This window comes from Nitrospina gracilis 3/211 (genome assembly GCF_000341545.2).
Classification (GTDB): Bacteria; Nitrospinota; Nitrospinia; order Nitrospinales; family Nitrospinaceae; genus Nitrospina; species Nitrospina gracilis.
The window spans coordinates 736,328-754,456 of sequence record NZ_HG422173.1; the positions used below are offsets into that span (position 1 = coordinate 736,328).

Sequence of the window (18,129 nt, forward strand, 5' to 3'; positions counted from 1 at the left end):
GTGAGTTGAAGAACCGGCAAACGGCCCGGGCTGTCGACGGGATCCCCGTGATCGCGCGTCCGCCTGCGTTCAGCTGTTGGCGACCGGTTTCTACAAACAGCAGACGGCCCAGGGTATAAAGCCTGTAACCTTATATTTTTGAATGTGTTCTGGTTCAAAAAACGGAGGGACGGGTTTTCCACAAAATGAACACCTGTGGAAAATATGTGAGTAACAAATTTTTAATCAGGCAATTAACCTGTTATTGCACGACTTATTTTTGAAAGAAACTTCTGCCCATTTTTTGTGGTTGAATTGGTTCAGACCGTTTTATATATTCAACGCGTTCTCTCCTCACATTTATTTCGTCCACAAGATTTTCTCAAGTAGAAGGGGCTGGGTTTATGGACGCTCTATGGAAGAATTGTCTCGATCACATCGAACAGAAAATTCTTCCTGAAAACTTCAACACATGGTTCACCCCGCTTTATCCCTGCGCCAAGAATGAAAACACACTCACCCTGGTGGTTCCCAACCGTTTCTTTGAACGGTGTCTTCGGGAAAACTATTTGGAGTTGATTCAAGAGACGCTGGAATATTTCGCGAACAAGAAACTGGAAGTGTGTTTTCAGGTAAACGGCATTTCATCGGGTATTGAAACCCCCTTTAACGGCAATGGAAATGGAAACGGCAACGGGCACCCCCCCGTTTCAGCCCCGTCTGAAGCGAGAATGGAGACCCCTGCGTCTTCGCCACACGTGGAAGTCGGTGAATCTTCACGCACGGAAAGTTTCCTGAACCCGAAATACACGTTCGATCGTTTTGTCATCGGGCCCAACAACCAGTTCGCCCACGCCGCGTGCCAGGCCGTGGCGCAGAAACCGGCGTACACCTACAATCCGTTGTTCCTGTACGGTGCGGTGGGTCTGGGAAAAACGCATCTGCTTCACGCCATCGGCAACCAGATCTCAAACCAGAATCCCAACCTGCGCGTCCGTTACATTTCCGCGGAACGCTTCACCGTCGACCTGATTGAATCCATCAAACGCGACAAGATGGCCGCGTTTCGGGAAAGGTACCGTCCGCTGGACGTGCTTCTCGTTGACGACATTCAGTTCATTGCGGGAAAGGAACGCACGCAGGAAGAGTTTTTCTACACGTTCAATTCGCTGTACGAGTACCACAAGCAGATCGTCGTTTCGAGCGACCGCTACCCCAAGGACATGAAGAACATCGAGGAGCGTCTTCGGTCGCGGTTCGAAAGCGGGCTCATCGCCGACATCATGCCCCCGGACCTCGAGACCAAAATGGCGATTCTTTACAAAAAGGCGGACTTCCATGAAAAAGAAATTTCTCAGGACGTCGCCATGTTCCTCGCCAACAACATCAAGTCGAATATTCGTGAACTGGAGGGCATTCTCCTGCGCGTGATCGCCTACTCCTCGTTCACGCGGCGCGACATCGACCTGGAACTCGCCAAGGAAGTGCTGAAGGACTTCACGGTGGACAAGAACAAGAACTTCTCCATCGCCAACATCCAGAAAACCGTGGCGCAGTACTTCAGCATCCGGGTATCCGACCTCAAATCCAAGAAACGATCCAGGGACATCTCCATCCCCCGCCAGATCGCCATGTACATCTGCCGGGAATACACCCAGGCGTCGCTTCCGGAGATCGGCAGGCAATTCGGTGGAAAAGACCACACCACGGTCATTTTCTCACACCGCAAGATTTCCTCGCTAGTCAAGGAAAACAACGAGATGACCGGATCCATTCAGCAGATCCTGAACATCCTCGAAAGCTGAGCCATCCCTTAAAAATTTGTGGAAAACCTGGGCAAAATTTGTGTCCTAAAGGGCCCCTATTAGGGTATAATTATATAAGGTACGAATTTGTCCCCACCCGCAATGCGTTCGAGGCGTTCGGCCACATGAGTTATTCATGCAATTATTCCTTTAAATTCATTAATTTAGACTGATTTTCCACATTCCCACAGCGCCTTCTACAACAACTATCTTGTTATTTATAATTTCTCTCTGATCTGGAACTGATGGAAACACCTCAAAAGGCTGTTTACGACTCGTCCAATATCAAGGTCCTGGAAGGTCTGGAAGCCGTCCGCAAGCGCCCCGCCATGTACATTGGGGGCACAGGCCAGGACGGGCTCCACCACCTGATTTACGAACTGGTGGACAACAGCGTGGATGAGGCCATCGCCGGATACTGCACCGAGGTTGAAGTCCAGTTGCACGTCGACAGCAGTGTGACCGTGTCGGACAACGGCCGCGGCATTCCCGTGGACCACCACAAGGGCAAGAACATGTCCGCCGCCGAGGTGGTGATGACCACCCTGCATGCCGGCGGCAAGTTCGACAAGGACACGTACAAGGTGTCGGCGGGCCTGCACGGCGTCGGTGTCTCGGTCGTCAACGCTCTGGCGGAGACGCTGCAACTGGAGATCAAGCGCGACAACAAGATTTATCAACAGCAATACGAGCGCGGGAAACCGGTCACGTCCCTGCAGGAAGTGGGACAAACCACCACCACCGGCACCAAAATTGACTTCCGGCCAGACCCCGAAATCTTTCCCGACACCAATTTCAGTTTCGACATCCTGTCCAACCGCCTGCGGGAATTGTCTTATTTGAACAAGGGCCTGCGGATCAAGATTCACGACGAGCGCGACGGACGCAGTCACGATTTCTTTTTCGAAGGCGGCATCCAGTCGTTCATCGATCATCTGAATAAAAACAAAAAGACGCTGCATCCCAAGCCGATCTACATCGAGCGCGAACGCGACAATATGTATTTGGAATTGTCGATGCAGTACAACGACAGTTACGCCGAAGAAATCTTCACCTTCGTCAACAACGTCAACACCAAGGACGGCGGCACGCACCTGAGCGGATTCCGTTCCGCTCTCACCCGCACCATCAACAGTTACGCCACGCAGAACAACCTGCTCAAAACCGCCGGCGTCAGCCTGACGGGCGAGGATGTGCGCGAGGGACTGGTGGCGGTGATCAGCGTCAAGATCCCGGATCCGCAGTTCGAAGGCCAGACCAAGGGCCGCCTGGGCAACAGTGACGTCAAGGGTCAGGTCGAGCAGATCGTCAACGAAAAGCTGGGGCAGATCTTCGAAGAAGAACCCGCGGTGGCCCGGTCCATCGTCGGAAAGGCCATCAGCGCCGCTCAGGCACGCGAGGCGGCCAAGAAAGCCAAAGACCTGGTTCGGCGTAAGAGTGCGCTGGAAATCAGTTCCCTGCCCGGAAAACTCGCCGATTGCGCGGAAAAAGACCCGGCCGAGTCGGAACTGTATATCGTTGAGGGCGATTCCGCCGGCGGTTCCGCCAAGCAGGGCCGCAACCGCAAGTTCCAGGCCATCCTGCCGCTCAAGGGAAAAATTCTGAACGTCGAAAAAGCCCGCTACGACAAAATGATCAGCAGCGACGAAATCCGCGCCCTCATCACGGCGCTCGGAACGGGCATCGGCAAGGAAGATTTCAACGTCGACAAGATCCGTTACCACAAGATCATCATCATGACCGACGCCGACGTGGACGGTTCGCACATCCGCACGCTCCTGCTCACCTTTTTCTTCCGGCAGATGCCGGAGGTGATCGAACGCGGATACCTGTACATCGCCCAGCCGCCCCTGTTCAAGATCAAGCGCGGCAAGTCGGAAACCTATATCAAGGACGAAAAAATCCTGTCGCAGTACCTGGTCGAGCAGGGCAGCGAGAATCAGGAACTCCATATCGCCGACAACGGCAACGCCTACGCCGGACCGGAACTGGTCAAGATCGTCAACCAGCTGATCCAGTACCGCGATTGCACCGACATGATTTCCAAAAACAACATTCCGGCGGAGGTTCTGGACGCGCTGGTGCGGCAGACCATGGATGAGAACACTTTCCGCACGCTGGGTACCATGCTGAAAACCATCGAAGACATCATGGAGCAGTTGATCGATGCCGATTGCCGGGATCGGTTTGAACTCGGCAAGGGTCTCAAAAACGTGCCCGTTGTCCTCAAAAACGGCGAGATGCTGGGCGAGGAAGAAGCGGCGGAGTTCGGCAAGTTCGGCATAGAGTTCGACGAGCCGGAGGGCAACACCTATCGCTCGAAAACGGAGCACGGCCAGAAATGGATCCAGGTGACGACGTCGATCAAGGATTTTTACATCACCATCGATTACGATCCGGAAAAGAATTTTTACCAGTTCCTGTTTTCCGGCCGCCGCTGGGGGCGGGAATTTGGTGTTCAGTTCAACGCGGAGTTCGTAAAATCCCCGCTCATCAAGAAACTGTATTCGTATTACGAACCGATCCGGGGACTCGACCGCCCTCCGTTCACCCTGAACTACAAGAACGAGTCGCGCCAGCTTCCCAACAAGCACCAGCTTCTGGACGCCATCATGGAAGCCGGCAAGGGTGGCATGTACATCCAGCGCTATAAAGGACTGGGCGAGATGAACCCGGACCAGTTGTGGGAAACCACCATGAACCCGGAGTCGCGGGTGCTGCTGCAGGTGCGCGCCGAGGACATCGTCGAGCTGGAAGAACTGTTCTCGACGTTGATGGGCGACGCCGTGGAACCGCGCCGCGAATTCATACAAAAACACGCCATGGATGCCAAGAACCTGGATATCTGAACAGGCCACCACGCAAAACGCACAACGAACTTAACCAACGACACGACACATGGGCCAGACTGTAGAGCTGATCAATATCGAAGACGAGATGCGGAGCGCGTATCTCGATTACGCGATGAGCGTCATCATCGGGCGCGCCCTGCCGGACATCCGCGACGGACTGAAACCCGTGCACCGGCGCTCGCTGTACGCCATGCACGATCAGGGCAACGTGTTCAACCGGCCCTACCGCAAGTCGGCGCGCATCGTCGGCGATGTCATCGGTAAATACCATCCCCACGGAGAGATGGCGGTGTACGACACCATCGTGCGCATGGCGCAACCGTTCGCCCTGCGCTACCCGCTGGTGGACGGACAGGGCAACTTCGGGTCGGTGGATGGAGACTCGGCCGCGGCGATGCGCTACACGGAAATCCGCATGCGCGAGATAACGCAGGAGCTGCTCAACGATCTCGAAAAAGACACCGTCCAGTTCATTGCCAACTACGACGAATCGACCACCGAACCTACGGTGCTACCCGCGGCGTTTCCGCATCTTCTGGTCAACGGCTCGTCGGGCATCGCCGTCGGAATGGCAACCAACATTCCACCGCACAACCTGACGGAAATCGTCAACGCGGCCATTCACCTCATCGAAAACCCGGGGTGCAGCATCGACGACCTCATCAAGATCGTGCCGGGGCCGGACTTCCCGACGGCGGGGCTGATATACGGCACCGCCGGCATCCGCGCCGCCTACCATACAGGACGCGGGCAGATCAAGGTGCGCGGCCGGGTGGAGATCGAGGAAAGCCCGAAAGGCGACCGCGAATGGATCATCATCCGCGAACTGCCGTTCCAGGTGAACAAGGCGCGCCTCGTGGAAAAGATCGCGCAACTGGTGCGCGACAAGAAACTCGAGGGCATCAGCGACCTCCGGGACGAATCCGACCGCGAGGGCATCCGCGTGGTGATCGAACTCAAAAAGGGCGCCAACAGCCAGGTCATCCTGAACACGCTGTACAAGAACACGCAGTTGCAGGAAACCTTCGGCATCAACCTGCTGGCGCTGGTGGGACGCGAACCGCGTCTTTTGGACCTCAAGGACGCGCTCGAGCAGTTTGTGCTGTTCCGCCGCGAGGTCATCACCCGCCGCACGGAATACGATCTCAAAAAAGCACGCGAACGCGAACACATTCTCGAAGGCCTGAAGATCGCCCTCGACCACCTCGACGAAGTGGTGCAGTTGATCCGCCAGGCCGCCGACCCCGCCACCGCGCGCGAGGGGTTGATGGCGCAGTTCGGCCTGTCGGAAATTCAGGCCAAAGCCATTCTTGAAATGCGGTTGCAACGGCTCACCGGGCTCGAACGTCAGAAGATCGTGGATGACCTGGAAGCCGTGCGCAAGGAAATCGCCGAATACGAAAACATTCTCGCCCACGAGGACGTGAAGCTCGACATCATCAAGGAAGAACTGGTCCGCATCCGCGACAAGTACGGCGACGAGCGCCGCACCGAAATCGTGGTGACGGACGAGGCAGACATCGACATCGAGGACCTCATTGCCGACGAGGACGTCGTGGTCACCTACTCGCGCGGCGGCTACATCAAGCGCCAGTTGATCGACAACTACCGCGCGCAGAAACGCGGCGGCAAGGGCATCAAGGGCATGGCCGTCAACGAGGAGGACGTGGTGCACCAGGTGTTCGTGGCGTCGAACCTCGATTACCTGCTGGTGTTCACCAACCTTGGCCGTGTGCACTGGCTCAAGGTGTATCACATTCCGGAAGCGAGCCGCATCGCCAAGGGCAAGTCCATCGCCAATCTCATCCAGCTTCAGCCGGATGAGAAGATCGCGAGCATCCTCACCGTGGATACATTCGAAGCCGACAAGTTCATCACCTGCGTCACCGAGCGCGGCATCGTAAAGAAAACGTCGATGGACGCCTACAGCCGGCCCCGGCAGGGCGGCATCATCGGCCTCACGCTGGACGAAGGCGACCGCGTCATCACCGCGCTCATCAGCGACGGCCAGCAGCACATCCTGATGGCCACCCGCTCCGGCATGGCCATCCGCTTTGACGAGCAGGACGTGCGTCCCATCGGCCGCACCGGACGCGGCGTGACGGGCATCCGCTTCAAGGACGACGACCGGGTGGTGGGTGCGGAGATCGTGGAGCCGGGCAAGCATCTCCTCGCCGTGGCGGAAAACGGGCTGGGCAAACGCACGCCCATAGACGACTACCCCGTGCAGGGCCGCGGCGGCCGCGGCGTCATCACCCTCCGCTGCAACGAAAAAACAGGCCACCTCGTCGGCGTCGAGCAGGTGCAGGACGACGACGAACTGCTGGTGGTCACCTCGCGCGGCAACATCGTTCGCATGGAAGTCAGCGAGATTTCCGTCATGGGCCGCAACACGCAGGGGGTGCGCCTAGTCCGCATGGAAGAGGGCACGCAGATTGTGGGATTTGAAAAACTCGAAGACTGATCCCTGCCCGGTCATCAAACCCCATTAAGGCGGATCGTGTTGGATTCTCGAATCACAACCCAGTTCCAATTTCTGATTTGGATTGTGGCGTTCGTGTTCATCGGCGCCTGCCAGCCGGACTCCGAACCGCGTCGGCTGCTGGAAAAGGCGCACGACCGGTGGATCGACGGCCACAGCCACAGCGCCGTCGAACTGTTCCGCGCCGTCATCGAAATCTCGCCGAAAGGCCCCCTCGCGCAGGAAGCCCTGTTCCGCCTGGGTGAAATCCATTACTTCGACCTCGACGACTACGAAAAGGCCCTCACGTTTTTCCAGGACGTGGCCAAACGCAACCCGAAGGGACCCTTCGCCTACGATTCGCGCAAGTACATCGCCGAGATCGTGGAGCTCAACATCAAGGACCTCGACCAGGCGATCATCGAGTACCAGAACCTGATCAACCTCAACGAGCGGCCGGATGAAAACGCCGAACACCAGTTCCGCATTGCGTCGATCTTCTTCAAAAAACACAACTACGACCAGGCGTTGATGGAACTGGAAATCCTGCTCGAGAATTACCCGAAATCCGACTGGGCGGAACGCGCGTATTTTCGTATGATGGAAATCCTCTTCTCGCTCAAAAAATGTGAAGAAGCGCGGGCGCGTTACACCGCGTTTCAAAATGAGTATCCACGCAGCGATTTCGAAGGCGACATGGAATTCATCATGGCTTCGTGCCTGGAGGAAGAGGGTCAACTGGACCAGGCGTATGAACGATTTCAAGGACTGGATGGCAACTACCGTTACCCGGCGCTCATCAAAATGAAACTGGAAGGACTGGAACAGCGCATCAAAAAGGGTGGCCGCTCGAAGCGGAAAATCCACCGAAGCCGCAGAAAAGATTAGGAACGCTCATGCTCGATATCAAACTCATTCGGGAAGATGCCGCAGGCCTGCGCGCCCGGCTGGCCCAGCGCGGAATCGCGTTTGCCGACGGACTCGACCGCCTCGCTCAATTGGACGCCCAAAGGCGCGACAAGCAAAAGGAAGCCGATTCGCTCAAGAATAAAAAGAAAACCCTGTCGAATGAAGTCGGTCAGCTCAAGAAAAAAGGCGAAGACGCCACCGCGCTGATGGACGAGGTGAAGGAAATCAACGCGCGCATCAAGGAACTCGACGATACGGCGGAGGACCTGGAACGTCAGGTGAAGGACACCCTGCTGGCCATCCCCAACGCGCCCAGCGACTCCACGCCCAGGGGCAAGGACGAGACACAGAATGAATTTGTGCGCGAGTGGGGAACGAAGCCTGAGTTTTCTTTCAAACCGAAAACCCACCTGGAGGTGGGTGAAGCTTTGGGACTGCTCGATGTCAAACGTGCCGCCAAAATTTCCGGTGCGCGCTTCGCCGTGTTCCGCGACCAGGGCGCGCAGCTCCTGCGCGCGCTCATCAACTTCATGCTCGACGTGCAGACGCGCGAGAACGGCTACACCGAGCTGTACCCGCCGGTATTGGTCAACGAGGAAAGTCTGGAAGGCACCGGGCAGTTGCCCAAGTTCAAGGAAGACCTGTTTCACCTGGACGACGATTATTACCTGATCCCGACCGCCGAAGTGCCGGTCACCAACTATCACCGCGACGAGATCCTGAAGGAAGACGATCTGCCGGTCAAGTACACCGCCTACACCCTGTGTTTCCGGCGCGAGGCGGGATCGTACGGCAAGGACACGCACGGCATCATCCGCCAGCACCAGTTCGACAAGGTGGAGCTGGTGCAGTTCGCTCACCCAGACCGCTCGTGGGACGAGCTGGAAAAGCTGCTCACACATGCGGAATCGATCCTGCAAAAACTCGGCCTGTATTACCGCGTGATGAACCTGTGCAGTGGCGATCTCGGTTTCTCGGCGGCGAAGACGTACGATATCGAAGTGTGGTTGCCGACGCAGGACACGTTCCGCGAGATTTCGTCGTGCAGCAATTTCACCGACTACCAGGCCAGGCGGGCGAAGATCCGTTACAAAAGCAAGGACGGCGGCAACCAGCTGGTGCACACGTTGAACGGCTCCGGCGTGGCAGCGGGACGTCTCTTCGTCGCCATCCTCGAAAACTATCAGCAGGCCGACGGCACCGTGGTCGTGCCCGAGGCGCTCCGTCCCTACATGCACGGTCTGGAATTGATTGGCAAACCCGGCTGAATCTGGTACGGTTTCGCAGTTTGCGGAGCCGGGCGTGGGCCGGGCAGGCCTCAAAGCCATGACTTCTTGCAGTTTGGGCCGGACTTGGGTACATTGAGGTCACCGAGGGCGATACCGAATGAATGGAGGGATGGCCGAGTGGTTTAAGGCGGCGGTCTTGAAAACCGTTGACCGAAAGGTCCGTGGGTTCGAATCCTACTCCCTCCGCCAGATATGACGGGCGGGCGACCCGTTTTAAAAAAGAAAGAAGTGGAACCCCGGCTACGCGGCGCCGGGACGTCTCGATAAAAGAAACCGAATACAAGGAGAGGTGGCCGAGCTGGCTGAAGGCGCACGCCTGCTAAGTGTGTGTAGGGCTTAAACCTTACCGAGGGTTCGAATCCCTCCCTCTCCGCCAGTCATTACATGACGCGAAACGGGCTAATGCGTTCCAGGCAGACGATGGTCCGGGGGCGCAATTTCAGGTTGGCCCATGCTTATGTAATTCGCACACAAAGAGGGTTGAGCCCATCAACAGGCTTCAACCCTCTTTTGGTTTTTAAAACAGGAGTTGTGACCTATGAAAGCCTACCTGGTGCATGAGTACGGCGCGTCCGCGAAATTTGTCGAAGGCGACATTCCGAAACCCGCCGTCCAGCCCGGCCATGTGCTGATCGAAACCAAAGCCACCAGCCTCAACCCGGTCGATCACAAAATCCTGACCGCCGACCTGGGCATCAATCCGGACCTGCCCGCCGTCCTGCACATGGACGTCGCGGGCGTCGTCGCCGAAGTGGGTGCCGGGGTCAACGACTTCAAAGTCGGCGACGAGGTGTACGGGTGCGCCGGGGGGCTGAAGGGATCGGCGGGAAACCTGAACGGGGCGCTGGCCGATTTCATGCTGGCGGATGCCAACCTGATCGCCAAAAAGCCCACCACCCTGGGTTTTGCGGAAGCGGCGGCCCTGCCCCTGGTCAGCATCACCGCATGGGAAGGCCTCTTCGACCGCGCCAAGGTTGCGCAAAACGACACCCTGCTGGTGCACGCGGGAGTGGGCGGGGTCGGGCACACCGCCATCCAGCTGGCCAAAACACGCGGCCTGCGCGTGGCCACCACCGTCTCCACCCAGGACAAGGCCGACATCGCGAAGAGCCTCGGCGCGGACGACATCATTTTCTACCGCGACGAAAACGTGGCGGATTACGTGAAGCGCCTGACCGGAGGCAAGGGATTCGATGTGATCTTCGATACGGTCGGGGGCGACACCCTCGATAAATCCTTGGAAGCCGCCGCGCCGTGGGGCCGCGTGGTGTCGATCATCGGCCAGAACACGCACGACCTGACCAACATGCACATCAAGGGATTGTCCCTGCACCTGGTCTTCATGCTGTTGCCGATGATTACGGGCGAGAAGCGCGCCGACCACGGTCACATTCTGAGCGTCGCCGCCCGTCTGGTCGATGCGGGCAACCTGAAACCGCTCATTCACGAAAAACGGTTCCGCTATTCCGAGGTGAACGAAGCCCACGCCCTGTTCGCGAGCAACGGCCACACCGGAAAAATCGTTCTGGAGAATTTATAAGAAGCGAAACCGGCGATCTCGTCTTTCCCGGCTCCCCCATTGACCGCGGTACAGCAGGATGCCCCCTTTTTATCAACCACTTGAGATTTGTGGACGGGGGCTCCTGGTTTCTGGTAAAGTGGCTCTACCAAATCGATTTATTGAATATGAAATTCCGTTGACTCCGGGTTCTCTCCGGGGCGGGAAGGTTATTTGTGAAAACTTCAATGAAATCATTGTTTCGGACCGCGGTCCTTGCTATGGTAATCGCTTTTCTCGGCGCGGCCTGTTCCATGGGCGATTCCGACGGCAAGGACACCTCAGGCGCGGTGGACGTCGCGGCACTCAAGGAAAAACCGCAGGACGTGGAGGGCTCGTTTTCGCGTGAGGCCCCGCCTCTGACCGACCAGCAGATGGCCGAAGGTTCCGCCACCGAGGTGGAGGGGCATCCGGACCTCGAGCAGGCGCAAAAAGTGAACCGCAAGCTGGTGGTGCCGAAAACAGTTGAAGGAAAATGGAAAGCGGTTAAAATACTGGTCCGCGACAAGACCGACGACGAAAAAAGCGAAATGAAAACGGTGACCCTCGGGGACAGTTTCCCCTTGGGCACGAGCGGCATCACGGTCACGACGGGCGCGTTTCTGCCCAACTTCGTGCTGACCGGAGATGAGGTTACGTCGAAGGGCAACGAACTGCAGAACCCGGCGGTGCGGCTGGTCATCACCGACAACGGCAACCTGATTTTCGACGGCTGGGCGTTTGCCATGTACCCGGCGATGTACGCGTTCGAGCACCCGCGTTACAGTCTGCAGTTGATGGATTTCATTCCCGAATCGGTGGGCTAAGCGCGTTGCTTCAGGTGGCGGAAACGAATTAGCACGACATTCGAAATTTAAAAAATTTATGCGCCCATAGCTCAGCTGGATAGAGCGACGGTTTGCGGAACCGTAGGTCGGAGGTTCGAGTCCTCTTGGGCGTACTTATTTTTTTCTTGGGAGAGGTGGCCGAGTGGTCGAAGGCGGTTGACTCGAAATCAGCTGTACCCTCCGGGTACCGTGGGTTCGAATCCCACCCTCTCCTCTCTGCCTTGCAGATTACCGGGAGGGAGAAGCGACTGACCCTTTAGCGAGGGTGGAACGGGTTGACCGTTGCCAGTGAACACGAGTATAGGGTTTTAAATTACATGTGGAGGTATATCTAAAGCGCAACTTCGTGCCGGTATTACAAACCCATAAATCTGGCGGGAGGGTAAGGATGTGCTCAAGCATAAAATAGTTGTTTTTACCCTGATTGTATTTCAGCTTGCAATGATTGGATGTGCCACTTCAAGTCATCAAAAAAGTAGTGTTGTTCAGTATTTATATCCGAATGAAGATTCTAAAATAGAATCTCCCTCCATTCCAACCCTGTCGTTGCCCTTGCGGGTGGGTATCGCTTTTGTTCCTGGCAGTTCAATTGAGGTCCGCCGGTCGGTCCATGCCCAGCATTCAGGTCACATCGGAAACTACGGACCGGAAAGCTTTACTGAAAAAGACAAGATGATGCTCATGAAAGAAGTAGCGGCGCATTTCAAGCAATACGATTTTGTCAAATCCATTGAATTGATTCCATCTGCCTATTTAAAACCAAATGGAAGTTTCACCAATCTCGATCAGATCAAAACCATGTACGGTATCGATGTCATAGTCCTGTTGTCCTATGATCAAACACAATTTACGGATGAAGATTTCAGCTCTATTTCTTACTGGACGGTCATTGGTATGTATGCGGTTAAGGGCGAGAAAAATGATACCCACACTATGCTGGATGCGGTCGTATATGACATCAAAAGCCGTAAGATGCTTTTTCGGGCGCCGGGTTTAAGCCATATAAAAAGTAAAGCGACCCCGGTTAATCTTTCAGAGCAAAGTCGCTTGGACAGGATGGAAGGATTTAATGAGGCTTCCAAAGACTTGATCGTCAATTTGGATGAGCAGTTAAATCTTTTTAAGGAGAAGATCAAAGAATCGCCGGAATCTATTAAAGTGATACGTCAGTCCGGATATACAGGCACGGGGAGTTTGGATATTTACTTCGTGCTTCTCAGTTTGATGATCGCATTGCGTTTGTATGTAAAACGGAATACGACGATGCCATGACTAAAATCCCGGTCTGGACCTGCGGAATCACTGTAGCGAGCCTGGCGGTTTACTTTACGCCTTCTTTGGAAAAATTGTTTATTTATGACCGCAATGCTGTTTTTTCGGGTGAGCTATGGCGAATAGTCTCCTGTTATCTGGTACACTATTCGCCTTCACACCTATTCTATAATAGTATTGTATTTCTTATTGTTGGAGCTTTGATAGAACAGAGAAGCCATTCTTTTTTAGGCCCTCTATGTCTGGTAATGGCGCTTTCAATAAGTGGCGTTTTATTGATTTTCAAACCGGAAATTATTTATTATGCCGGCCTTTCTGGAGTTGCCTGCGGTGCGGTTGTTTATTACATTTTACTGGAGGCTTCAAAACAAAATAATAAACGGGGCCTGATCTATCCAGGCCTGTTACTCCTATTGGTTGCCGGGAAATTAATCTCTGAAATATTTTTTGGACAAACCTTGTTTGCAACAACCAATGTGGAAATAAAACCCGTGTTTCTTACTCATTTCACGGGTGTGCTGACAGCGATACTATTTTTCTTTTCTGTCGGGGTTAAGAATTACAAGCTGGAATATATTTGAAAACCGGTGTCAATCCCATACGGTTTTTCCCCAGTGAGGATTTTTTAGAGCAATGCGGAGTTGATCAAATTTCCTTGTTCCGCATTCCGCAATAACAAATGGAGAGGTGGCCGAGCGGTTGAAGGCGCACGCTTGGAAAGCGTGTGTAGGTGACCCCTACCGAGGGTTCGAATCCCTCCCTCTCCGCTCCCTTACAGGGAGGTGAAGCTGGCTAATCCATCGAACCGCGAACGCTGGCCGGTGGGCGCGGAGTAGGGTCAGCCGATTATTCAGCCCCTTTAAAATTCAACCGATTGCCTCCGGGCGCCCCGCCGCCGGATTAAGGTTGGAATCGGGTGCCGTTTTGACATAAGATGGTCGAAAGAATTTGGCAGTTTTGTTGGGCCTCACGCAACGAGGTCTTGTAAACCCCGCCAGGTCCGGAAGGAAGCAACGGTAGCAAGTTTCCTTGGGTGCTGTGAGTTCCCCAACAATTCTGCCTTGAATTTTCCCCAGCGTCCGCTGGTCCCCTCCGCAGGTCGTCACGCATGGATTACCAGGTCTCGGCGCGCAAATGGCGTCCGCAGAAATTTTCGGAGCTGATCGGACAGGAACATATTGTCCGCACCCTGAAAAACGCCATCGAGCTGGACCGCATCGCCCACGCCTACCTGTTCTCCGGCACGCGCGGCGTTGGCAAAACCACCACCGCGCGCCTGCTGGCGAAAGCGCTCAACTGCGAGCAGGGTCCCACGCCCGAGCCCTGCGACACCTGCACCCACTGCATCGAAATCCGCGAAGGCAACAGCCTCGACGTTCTGGAGATCGACGGCGCATCGAACAACGGCGTCGCCGAGGTGCGCGACCTCATCGAAAACGTGCAGTACAGCACGTCGTCGTGCCGCTTCAAGGTGTACATCATCGACGAAGTGCACATGCTGAGCCGCAGTGCCTTCAACGCCCTGCTCAAAACGCTGGAAGAACCGCCGCCGCAGGTGGTGTTTCTGTTTGCGACGACCGAGCTCATCAAGATTCCGGAAACGATTCTGTCGCGGTGCCAGTGTTTCGAGTTCAAGCCGCTCAACCACGCGCAGATCTGCGCCCAGCTCGAACTCATCTGCAAAAAAGACAACATCAATATCGACCAGAAAAGCCTGGAAGAGATCGCCACCAACGGCGCCGGGAGCATGCGCGACGCGCAGAGCCTGCTCGATCAGGTGATCGCTTTCGCCGGGCGGGAAGTGGATCACGCATCGGTCGAATCGGTGTTGGGTATCGTCGGCCAGGGCATCCTCGAACAGTTCATGGACCGCGTCATCGCAGGCGACGCCGCGGCATTGCTCGGACTCGTGCAGGAAGTGGCCGACCGCGGTAAGGACCTCAGCCTGTTCTGCCGCGACCTCATCGAGTACGTGCGCAACCTGATGTTCGTCAAGGTGTCGGCGAAACCCGAAACGCTGGTCAGCACCCGCACCTGCGACATCGAAACGTTGAAGAAACAGGCGGGCCACCTGGAGACGGACCAACTGCACCAGATGTTCACCGTGCTGTCGCGCGCGGAGATGGACATGAAACGCGGTTCCCTGCCGCGCCTGATTTTCGAGATGGCGGTTCTGCGACTGACCGACGTGCGTCCGTACCAGGAGATCGATCAACTGATCCAGAAGATCAATGCCGCAGGCGGCGCCGCGCCCGCGCCATCTTCTGCTGGAGCGGCGGTGGTGACGCCGCAGGCCGCGCCTGTTGCGACCCAACCGGCCGCCGCTTCCGCACCGGTGCCGTCCAGTGACCCCGCACCCTCCGTTCCGCCCGTGGCTGTGGCACCGGGTGTCCCGGCGGGATCGCAATGGGAGCAGATCCGCGCGCTGGCCAGCGAGAAGAAACGGTCGCTCGGTACCTTTCTCGACAACTGCACGGTGGTGGCGTTTGGTGAAGACGGGTTGCACCTCAGCTTTCCCGATCCGTACACGCGCGACCTCGTTGGCAAAGAAGAAAACCTGGAAGTGATCCGCGACGCGGCGCAGGCGGTGTGCGGCCGGGCGGGCATTCCCATTCAACTCGACATCGCCAATGGCAACGAGGGCAACGGAGCGTCCGCAAGCGAGGCTCCCGCGCCCGGAGCAACGCAGGCATCCAGCGCGGCGCCTGCGAGCCCGGCTCAAAAAAAACGGCAAAGCGCTACGATAAAAAGGCAGTCCGTCGGAAGAGGAAATTTTAAAAGACGCGCTCGACATCTTCGGCGGCATCGTCATCCGTTAAACGTAAAAGGAAGTCATCATGTTCGGCAAATTCGGCGACCTCATGAAAAATGCGCAGGCCATCCAGGAAAAGATGGCCGAGATGCAGACCGAGCTCGCAGGCAAAACGGTTGAAGCCTCCGCCGGCGGCGGCATGGTGAAGATCACCGCCAACGGCCTCAACGAAATTTTGTCGGTGCACATCGACGAGGAATTGATCAACATGCAGGACCGCGCCATCCTGGAAGACCTCGTCACCGGCGCCATCAACGAAGTTCATCGCAAGGTGCAGGCCCTGTCGCAGGAAGAGATGGGCAAGATCACCGGCGGCCTGAACATCCCCGGTCTGTTTCCGCCCCCGCAAGCATGAAGCGTCCCGCACCCGTCACGGAACTCATTGAAGAGCTCAAGCGCCTGCCCGGCATCGGGCAGAAGACCGCCGAACGCCTGTCGTTCTACCTCATGCGCGGGCCGAAGGAGCAGGCGGAAAAACTGTCGCGTGCGGTTGTCAACATCAAGGAAAAGATCGTGCTGTGCAAAAACTGCCACGGCATCAGCGACAAGGAACTGTGCGACATCTGCTCCGACACCCGCCGCGACCACGGCGTCATCTGCGTCGTCGAGGAACCGTACGACGTGTACGTGATGGAGAACATCGGCGACTTCAAGGGCGAGTACCACGTGCTGATGGGCGTGATCTCACCACTCGACGGCATCGGCCCGGCCGACCTCACCATCGGCGAGTTGAAGGCCAAGACCGAGACGCGCGAGATCAAGGAAATCATCCTCGCCACCAACCCGGACATGGAAGGCGAGAGCACCGCCGTGTTCATCGCCCGCATGATGAAGGGATGCAACGTGCGTGTCACCCGCATCGCGCGCGGGCTGCCGGTGGGCGGCGACATCGAGTACGCCGACCCCGTCACCCTGTCCAAATCCCTCGAAGGCCGCACCGAGATGAAGTTCTCGGATTAAGCGGACACTGTCCACGGGTAGCAGGCTAATGCGGGGTGCCGGGAACGAAGGTCCGCGGGCGCAATTCCAAAATTTATTCCTCCCCTTATCAAGAGGAGGATTGAGGAGGGGTTACTCATGATTCTTCCTAATTCTTCCTATTTCCCCGACCCTCGTTCGATCAGTCTGGCCCATCGGCCCAAACCCTTAAAAATAGACTCTGTTGCTTCCCCGCTAAGCGGGGTGGTTTTGACTTGACCGGTCGGGTATAATTGCGTAAATTATGGGGTTTTCAGAAGCACCCGATCCCGAAACTACCATTCCGGAGTGGCGCAATGGTAGCGCAAGCGGCTGTTAACCGCTGTGTTACAGGTTCGAGTCCTGTCTCCGGAGCCAGATACAGAAAAGCCGTCCCCGCAACGCATCGCGGCGGACGGCTTTTTGATTTTGGGCGTTTCCCCTATCAAGCTTTCAAATTCCGTTTGGCCTCGGCGAAGCGGATGAGGTGGTACACCTGCGTGTTGTGCGGGACCGGGATGCGGTGCTGTTCGCCCAGTTTCATGACCGCGCCGTTCAAGGCGTCGATCTCGGTGCGCTTGCCGGCGCGCAGGTCCTGCAACATGGACGGGATGTGCCGGTAGGTCGCGGGCAACTGCTTTTTGTAAAAGGTATCGAGGTAGCCGTCCGCTGACTCCCAGTGTGTGCGGTATTCCGCCGCCTGCATGACGGCGAACACCTCGCGCGCGATGGCGTCCATCAGCCGCCGCGTGTCGGGCGACTCGCCCAGCAGTCCGTACGGCACGTCGAACAGCGTGCTCAATCCGTTCAGCATGCAGTTGTACAGCATCTTCGCCCAAAGGTCGCGCCCCACCGTTTTGGTCACCGCACAGGGCAGACCGCCGCCATCGATTGCATCGCTCAACGCCTGCAATGAGTCCACCGCATCGTCGAACAGCGAACCGATGTGCATGGTGTCGGCGTGCACGGTGATGTCCACGTGATGTGGCTCCGGACGGGTGAAGCCGGTGATGACGCGCGCGCTCTTCACGCGCTCTTCAGGAAAGTGTTGCGCGAAGATCTCCGAATTGCCCCAGCCGTTCTGGCACAGCACGAACGGGGTGCGGGCATTGTTTATGAACGCGGCGGATGCCAGGTCCTGCGCCGCCGATGCGGTGTCGAACGACTTGGTGCAGACGAGGGTGAAGTCGTAGGTGCTGCCTTTAAGTTCGGTTAGTGATGCCACCGCGCCGAAGGCGGATGGCGGTGCATGGAAGTCGCCGAACAGTCCTGTGCGCGTCAGTCCATACCGGCGAAGCGCTTCCACCGTTGCCGCGCGGCCGACCACATCCACTGCGTTTCCCGTCTTCATCAGGCAGGACGCGAGCCCCAGTCCCACCGCCCCGGCTCCGTAGATCAGAATCTTCAT

13 protein-coding genes, 6 tRNA genes and 1 other RNA gene are annotated in these 18,129 nt (G+C 56.6%); 19 read left to right on the top strand and 1 reads right to left on the bottom strand.

What is annotated here, in order from left to right; all coding sequences use genetic code 11:
• The first annotated feature begins 383 nt into the window (after positions 1-383).
• From dnaA to TX82_RS03480, 19 genes are all read left to right on the top strand, one after another.
• Complete coding sequence (gene dnaA / locus TX82_RS03395) at positions 384-1,784, top strand: chromosomal replication initiator protein DnaA (RefSeq protein ID WP_005006869.1); 1,401 nt, start codon at positions 384-386, stop codon at positions 1,782-1,784.
• Positions 1,785-2,029: 245 nt separating this feature from the next.
• Positions 2,030-4,633: a DNA topoisomerase (ATP-hydrolyzing) subunit B gene (gene gyrB, locus TX82_RS03400; protein WP_005006871.1), complete on the top strand. Its 2,604-nt coding sequence runs from the start codon at positions 2,030-2,032 to the stop codon at positions 4,631-4,633.
• Positions 4,634-4,682: 49 nt separating this feature from the next.
• Entirely contained in the window at positions 4,683-7,100 is a 2,418-nt protein-coding gene (gene gyrA, locus TX82_RS03405; protein ID WP_005006876.1) for a DNA gyrase subunit A, read from the top strand.
• Positions 7,101-7,136: 36 nt separating this feature from the next.
• The gene (locus TX82_RS03410; protein ID WP_005006879.1) at positions 7,137-7,985 is read left to right on the top strand and encodes an outer membrane protein assembly factor BamD; all 849 of its coding nucleotides are present in this window, start codon (positions 7,137-7,139) and stop codon (positions 7,983-7,985) included.
• Between the two features lie 8 nt (positions 7,986-7,993).
• Complete coding sequence (gene serS / locus TX82_RS03415; protein ID WP_005006881.1) at positions 7,994-9,274, top strand: serine--tRNA ligase; 1,281 nt, start codon at positions 7,994-7,996, stop codon at positions 9,272-9,274.
• Between the two features lie 124 nt (positions 9,275-9,398).
• Positions 9,399-9,484, top strand: a tRNA-Ser gene (locus TX82_RS03420).
• Between the two features lie 94 nt (positions 9,485-9,578).
• Positions 9,579-9,671 (top strand) — tRNA-Ser (locus TX82_RS03425).
• Between the two features lie 162 nt (positions 9,672-9,833).
• Positions 9,834-10,835, top strand: a complete 1,002-nt coding sequence (locus TX82_RS03430) for a zinc-dependent alcohol dehydrogenase family protein (protein WP_005006883.1) — start codon at positions 9,834-9,836, stop codon at positions 10,833-10,835.
• 239 nt (positions 10,836-11,074) lie between these two features.
• Positions 11,075-11,659 carry a DUF2155 domain-containing protein gene (locus TX82_RS15025; protein WP_005006885.1) on the top strand — a complete coding sequence of 195 codons (585 nt, stop codon included), beginning with the start codon at positions 11,075-11,077 and terminating at the stop codon, positions 11,657-11,659.
• A 60-nt stretch (positions 11,660-11,719) separates the two neighbouring features.
• A tRNA-Arg gene (locus tag TX82_RS03440) sits at positions 11,720-11,793 on the top strand.
• Between the two features lie 15 nt (positions 11,794-11,808).
• Positions 11,809-11,894: transfer RNA gene (locus TX82_RS03445), tRNA-Ser, on the top strand.
• A 176-nt stretch (positions 11,895-12,070) separates the two neighbouring features.
• Positions 12,071-12,952, top strand: coding sequence for a rhombotarget lipoprotein (rhlP, locus tag TX82_RS03450; RefSeq protein ID WP_005006887.1), 882 nt, complete (start codon positions 12,071-12,073; stop codon positions 12,950-12,952).
• Positions 12,949-13,533: a rhombosortase gene (gene rrtA / locus TX82_RS03455; protein WP_005006889.1), complete on the top strand. Its 585-nt coding sequence runs from the start codon at positions 12,949-12,951 to the stop codon at positions 13,531-13,533. Before rhlP ends, rrtA begins: the two co-directional genes overlap by 4 nt.
• A 100-nt stretch (positions 13,534-13,633) precedes the next feature.
• Positions 13,634-13,719, top strand: a tRNA-Ser gene (locus tag TX82_RS03460).
• A 191-nt stretch (positions 13,720-13,910) separates the two neighbouring features.
• Positions 13,911-14,008: signal recognition particle sRNA small type (gene ffs, locus TX82_RS15635), an RNA gene on the top strand.
• 52 nt (positions 14,009-14,060) lie between these two features.
• A complete protein-coding gene (gene dnaX, locus TX82_RS15030) occupies positions 14,061-15,884 on the top strand; it encodes a DNA polymerase III subunit gamma/tau (protein ID WP_005006893.1) in 1,824 nt (607 codons plus the stop codon).
• Complete coding sequence (locus TX82_RS03470) at positions 15,790-16,119, top strand: YbaB/EbfC family nucleoid-associated protein (protein WP_005006895.1); 330 nt, start codon at positions 15,790-15,792, stop codon at positions 16,117-16,119. Before dnaX ends, TX82_RS03470 begins: the two co-directional genes overlap by 95 nt.
• Positions 16,116-16,724, top strand: coding sequence for a recombination mediator RecR (gene recR, locus TX82_RS03475; protein WP_005006897.1), 609 nt, complete (start codon positions 16,116-16,118; stop codon positions 16,722-16,724). The genes TX82_RS03470 and recR overlap by 4 nt, the downstream gene beginning before the upstream one ends.
• A gap of 300 nt (positions 16,725-17,024) precedes the next feature.
• Positions 17,025-17,099, top strand: a tRNA-Asn gene (locus TX82_RS03480).
• A gap of 67 nt (positions 17,100-17,166) precedes the next feature.
• Here the strand turns inward: TX82_RS03480 and TX82_RS03485 are convergent.
• A complete protein-coding gene (locus TX82_RS03485; protein WP_042251776.1) occupies positions 17,167-18,129 on the bottom strand; it encodes a ketopantoate reductase family protein in 963 nt (320 codons plus the stop codon).

Bases quoted from the DNA above. Each gene is read 5' to 3' on its own strand.
- dnaA (WP_005006869.1), top strand. From the start codon at position 384: ATGGACGCTCTATGGAAGAATTGTCTCGATCACATCGAACAGAAAATT.
- gyrB (WP_005006871.1), top strand. From the start codon at position 2,030: ATGGAAACACCTCAAAAGGCTGTTTACGACTCGTCCAATATCAAGGTC.
- gyrA (WP_005006876.1), top strand. From the start codon at position 4,683: ATGGGCCAGACTGTAGAGCTGATCAATATCGAAGACGAGATGCGGAGC.
- serS (WP_005006881.1), top strand. From the start codon at position 7,994: ATGCTCGATATCAAACTCATTCGGGAAGATGCCGCAGGCCTGCGCGCC.
- TX82_RS03430 (WP_005006883.1), top strand. From the start codon at position 9,834: ATGAAAGCCTACCTGGTGCATGAGTACGGCGCGTCCGCGAAATTTGTC.
- TX82_RS15025 (WP_005006885.1), top strand. From the start codon at position 11,075: ATGGTAATCGCTTTTCTCGGCGCGGCCTGTTCCATGGGCGATTCCGAC.
- rrtA (WP_005006889.1), top strand. From the start codon at position 12,949: ATGACTAAAATCCCGGTCTGGACCTGCGGAATCACTGTAGCGAGCCTG.
- dnaX (WP_005006893.1), top strand. From the start codon at position 14,061: ATGGATTACCAGGTCTCGGCGCGCAAATGGCGTCCGCAGAAATTTTCG.
- TX82_RS03470 (WP_005006895.1), top strand. From the start codon at position 15,790: ATGTTCGGCAAATTCGGCGACCTCATGAAAAATGCGCAGGCCATCCAG.
- recR (WP_005006897.1), top strand. From the start codon at position 16,116: ATGAAGCGTCCCGCACCCGTCACGGAACTCATTGAAGAGCTCAAGCGC.
- TX82_RS03485 (WP_042251776.1), bottom strand. From the start codon at position 18,129: ATGAAGATTCTGATCTACGGAGCCGGGGCGGTGGGACTGGGGCTCGCG.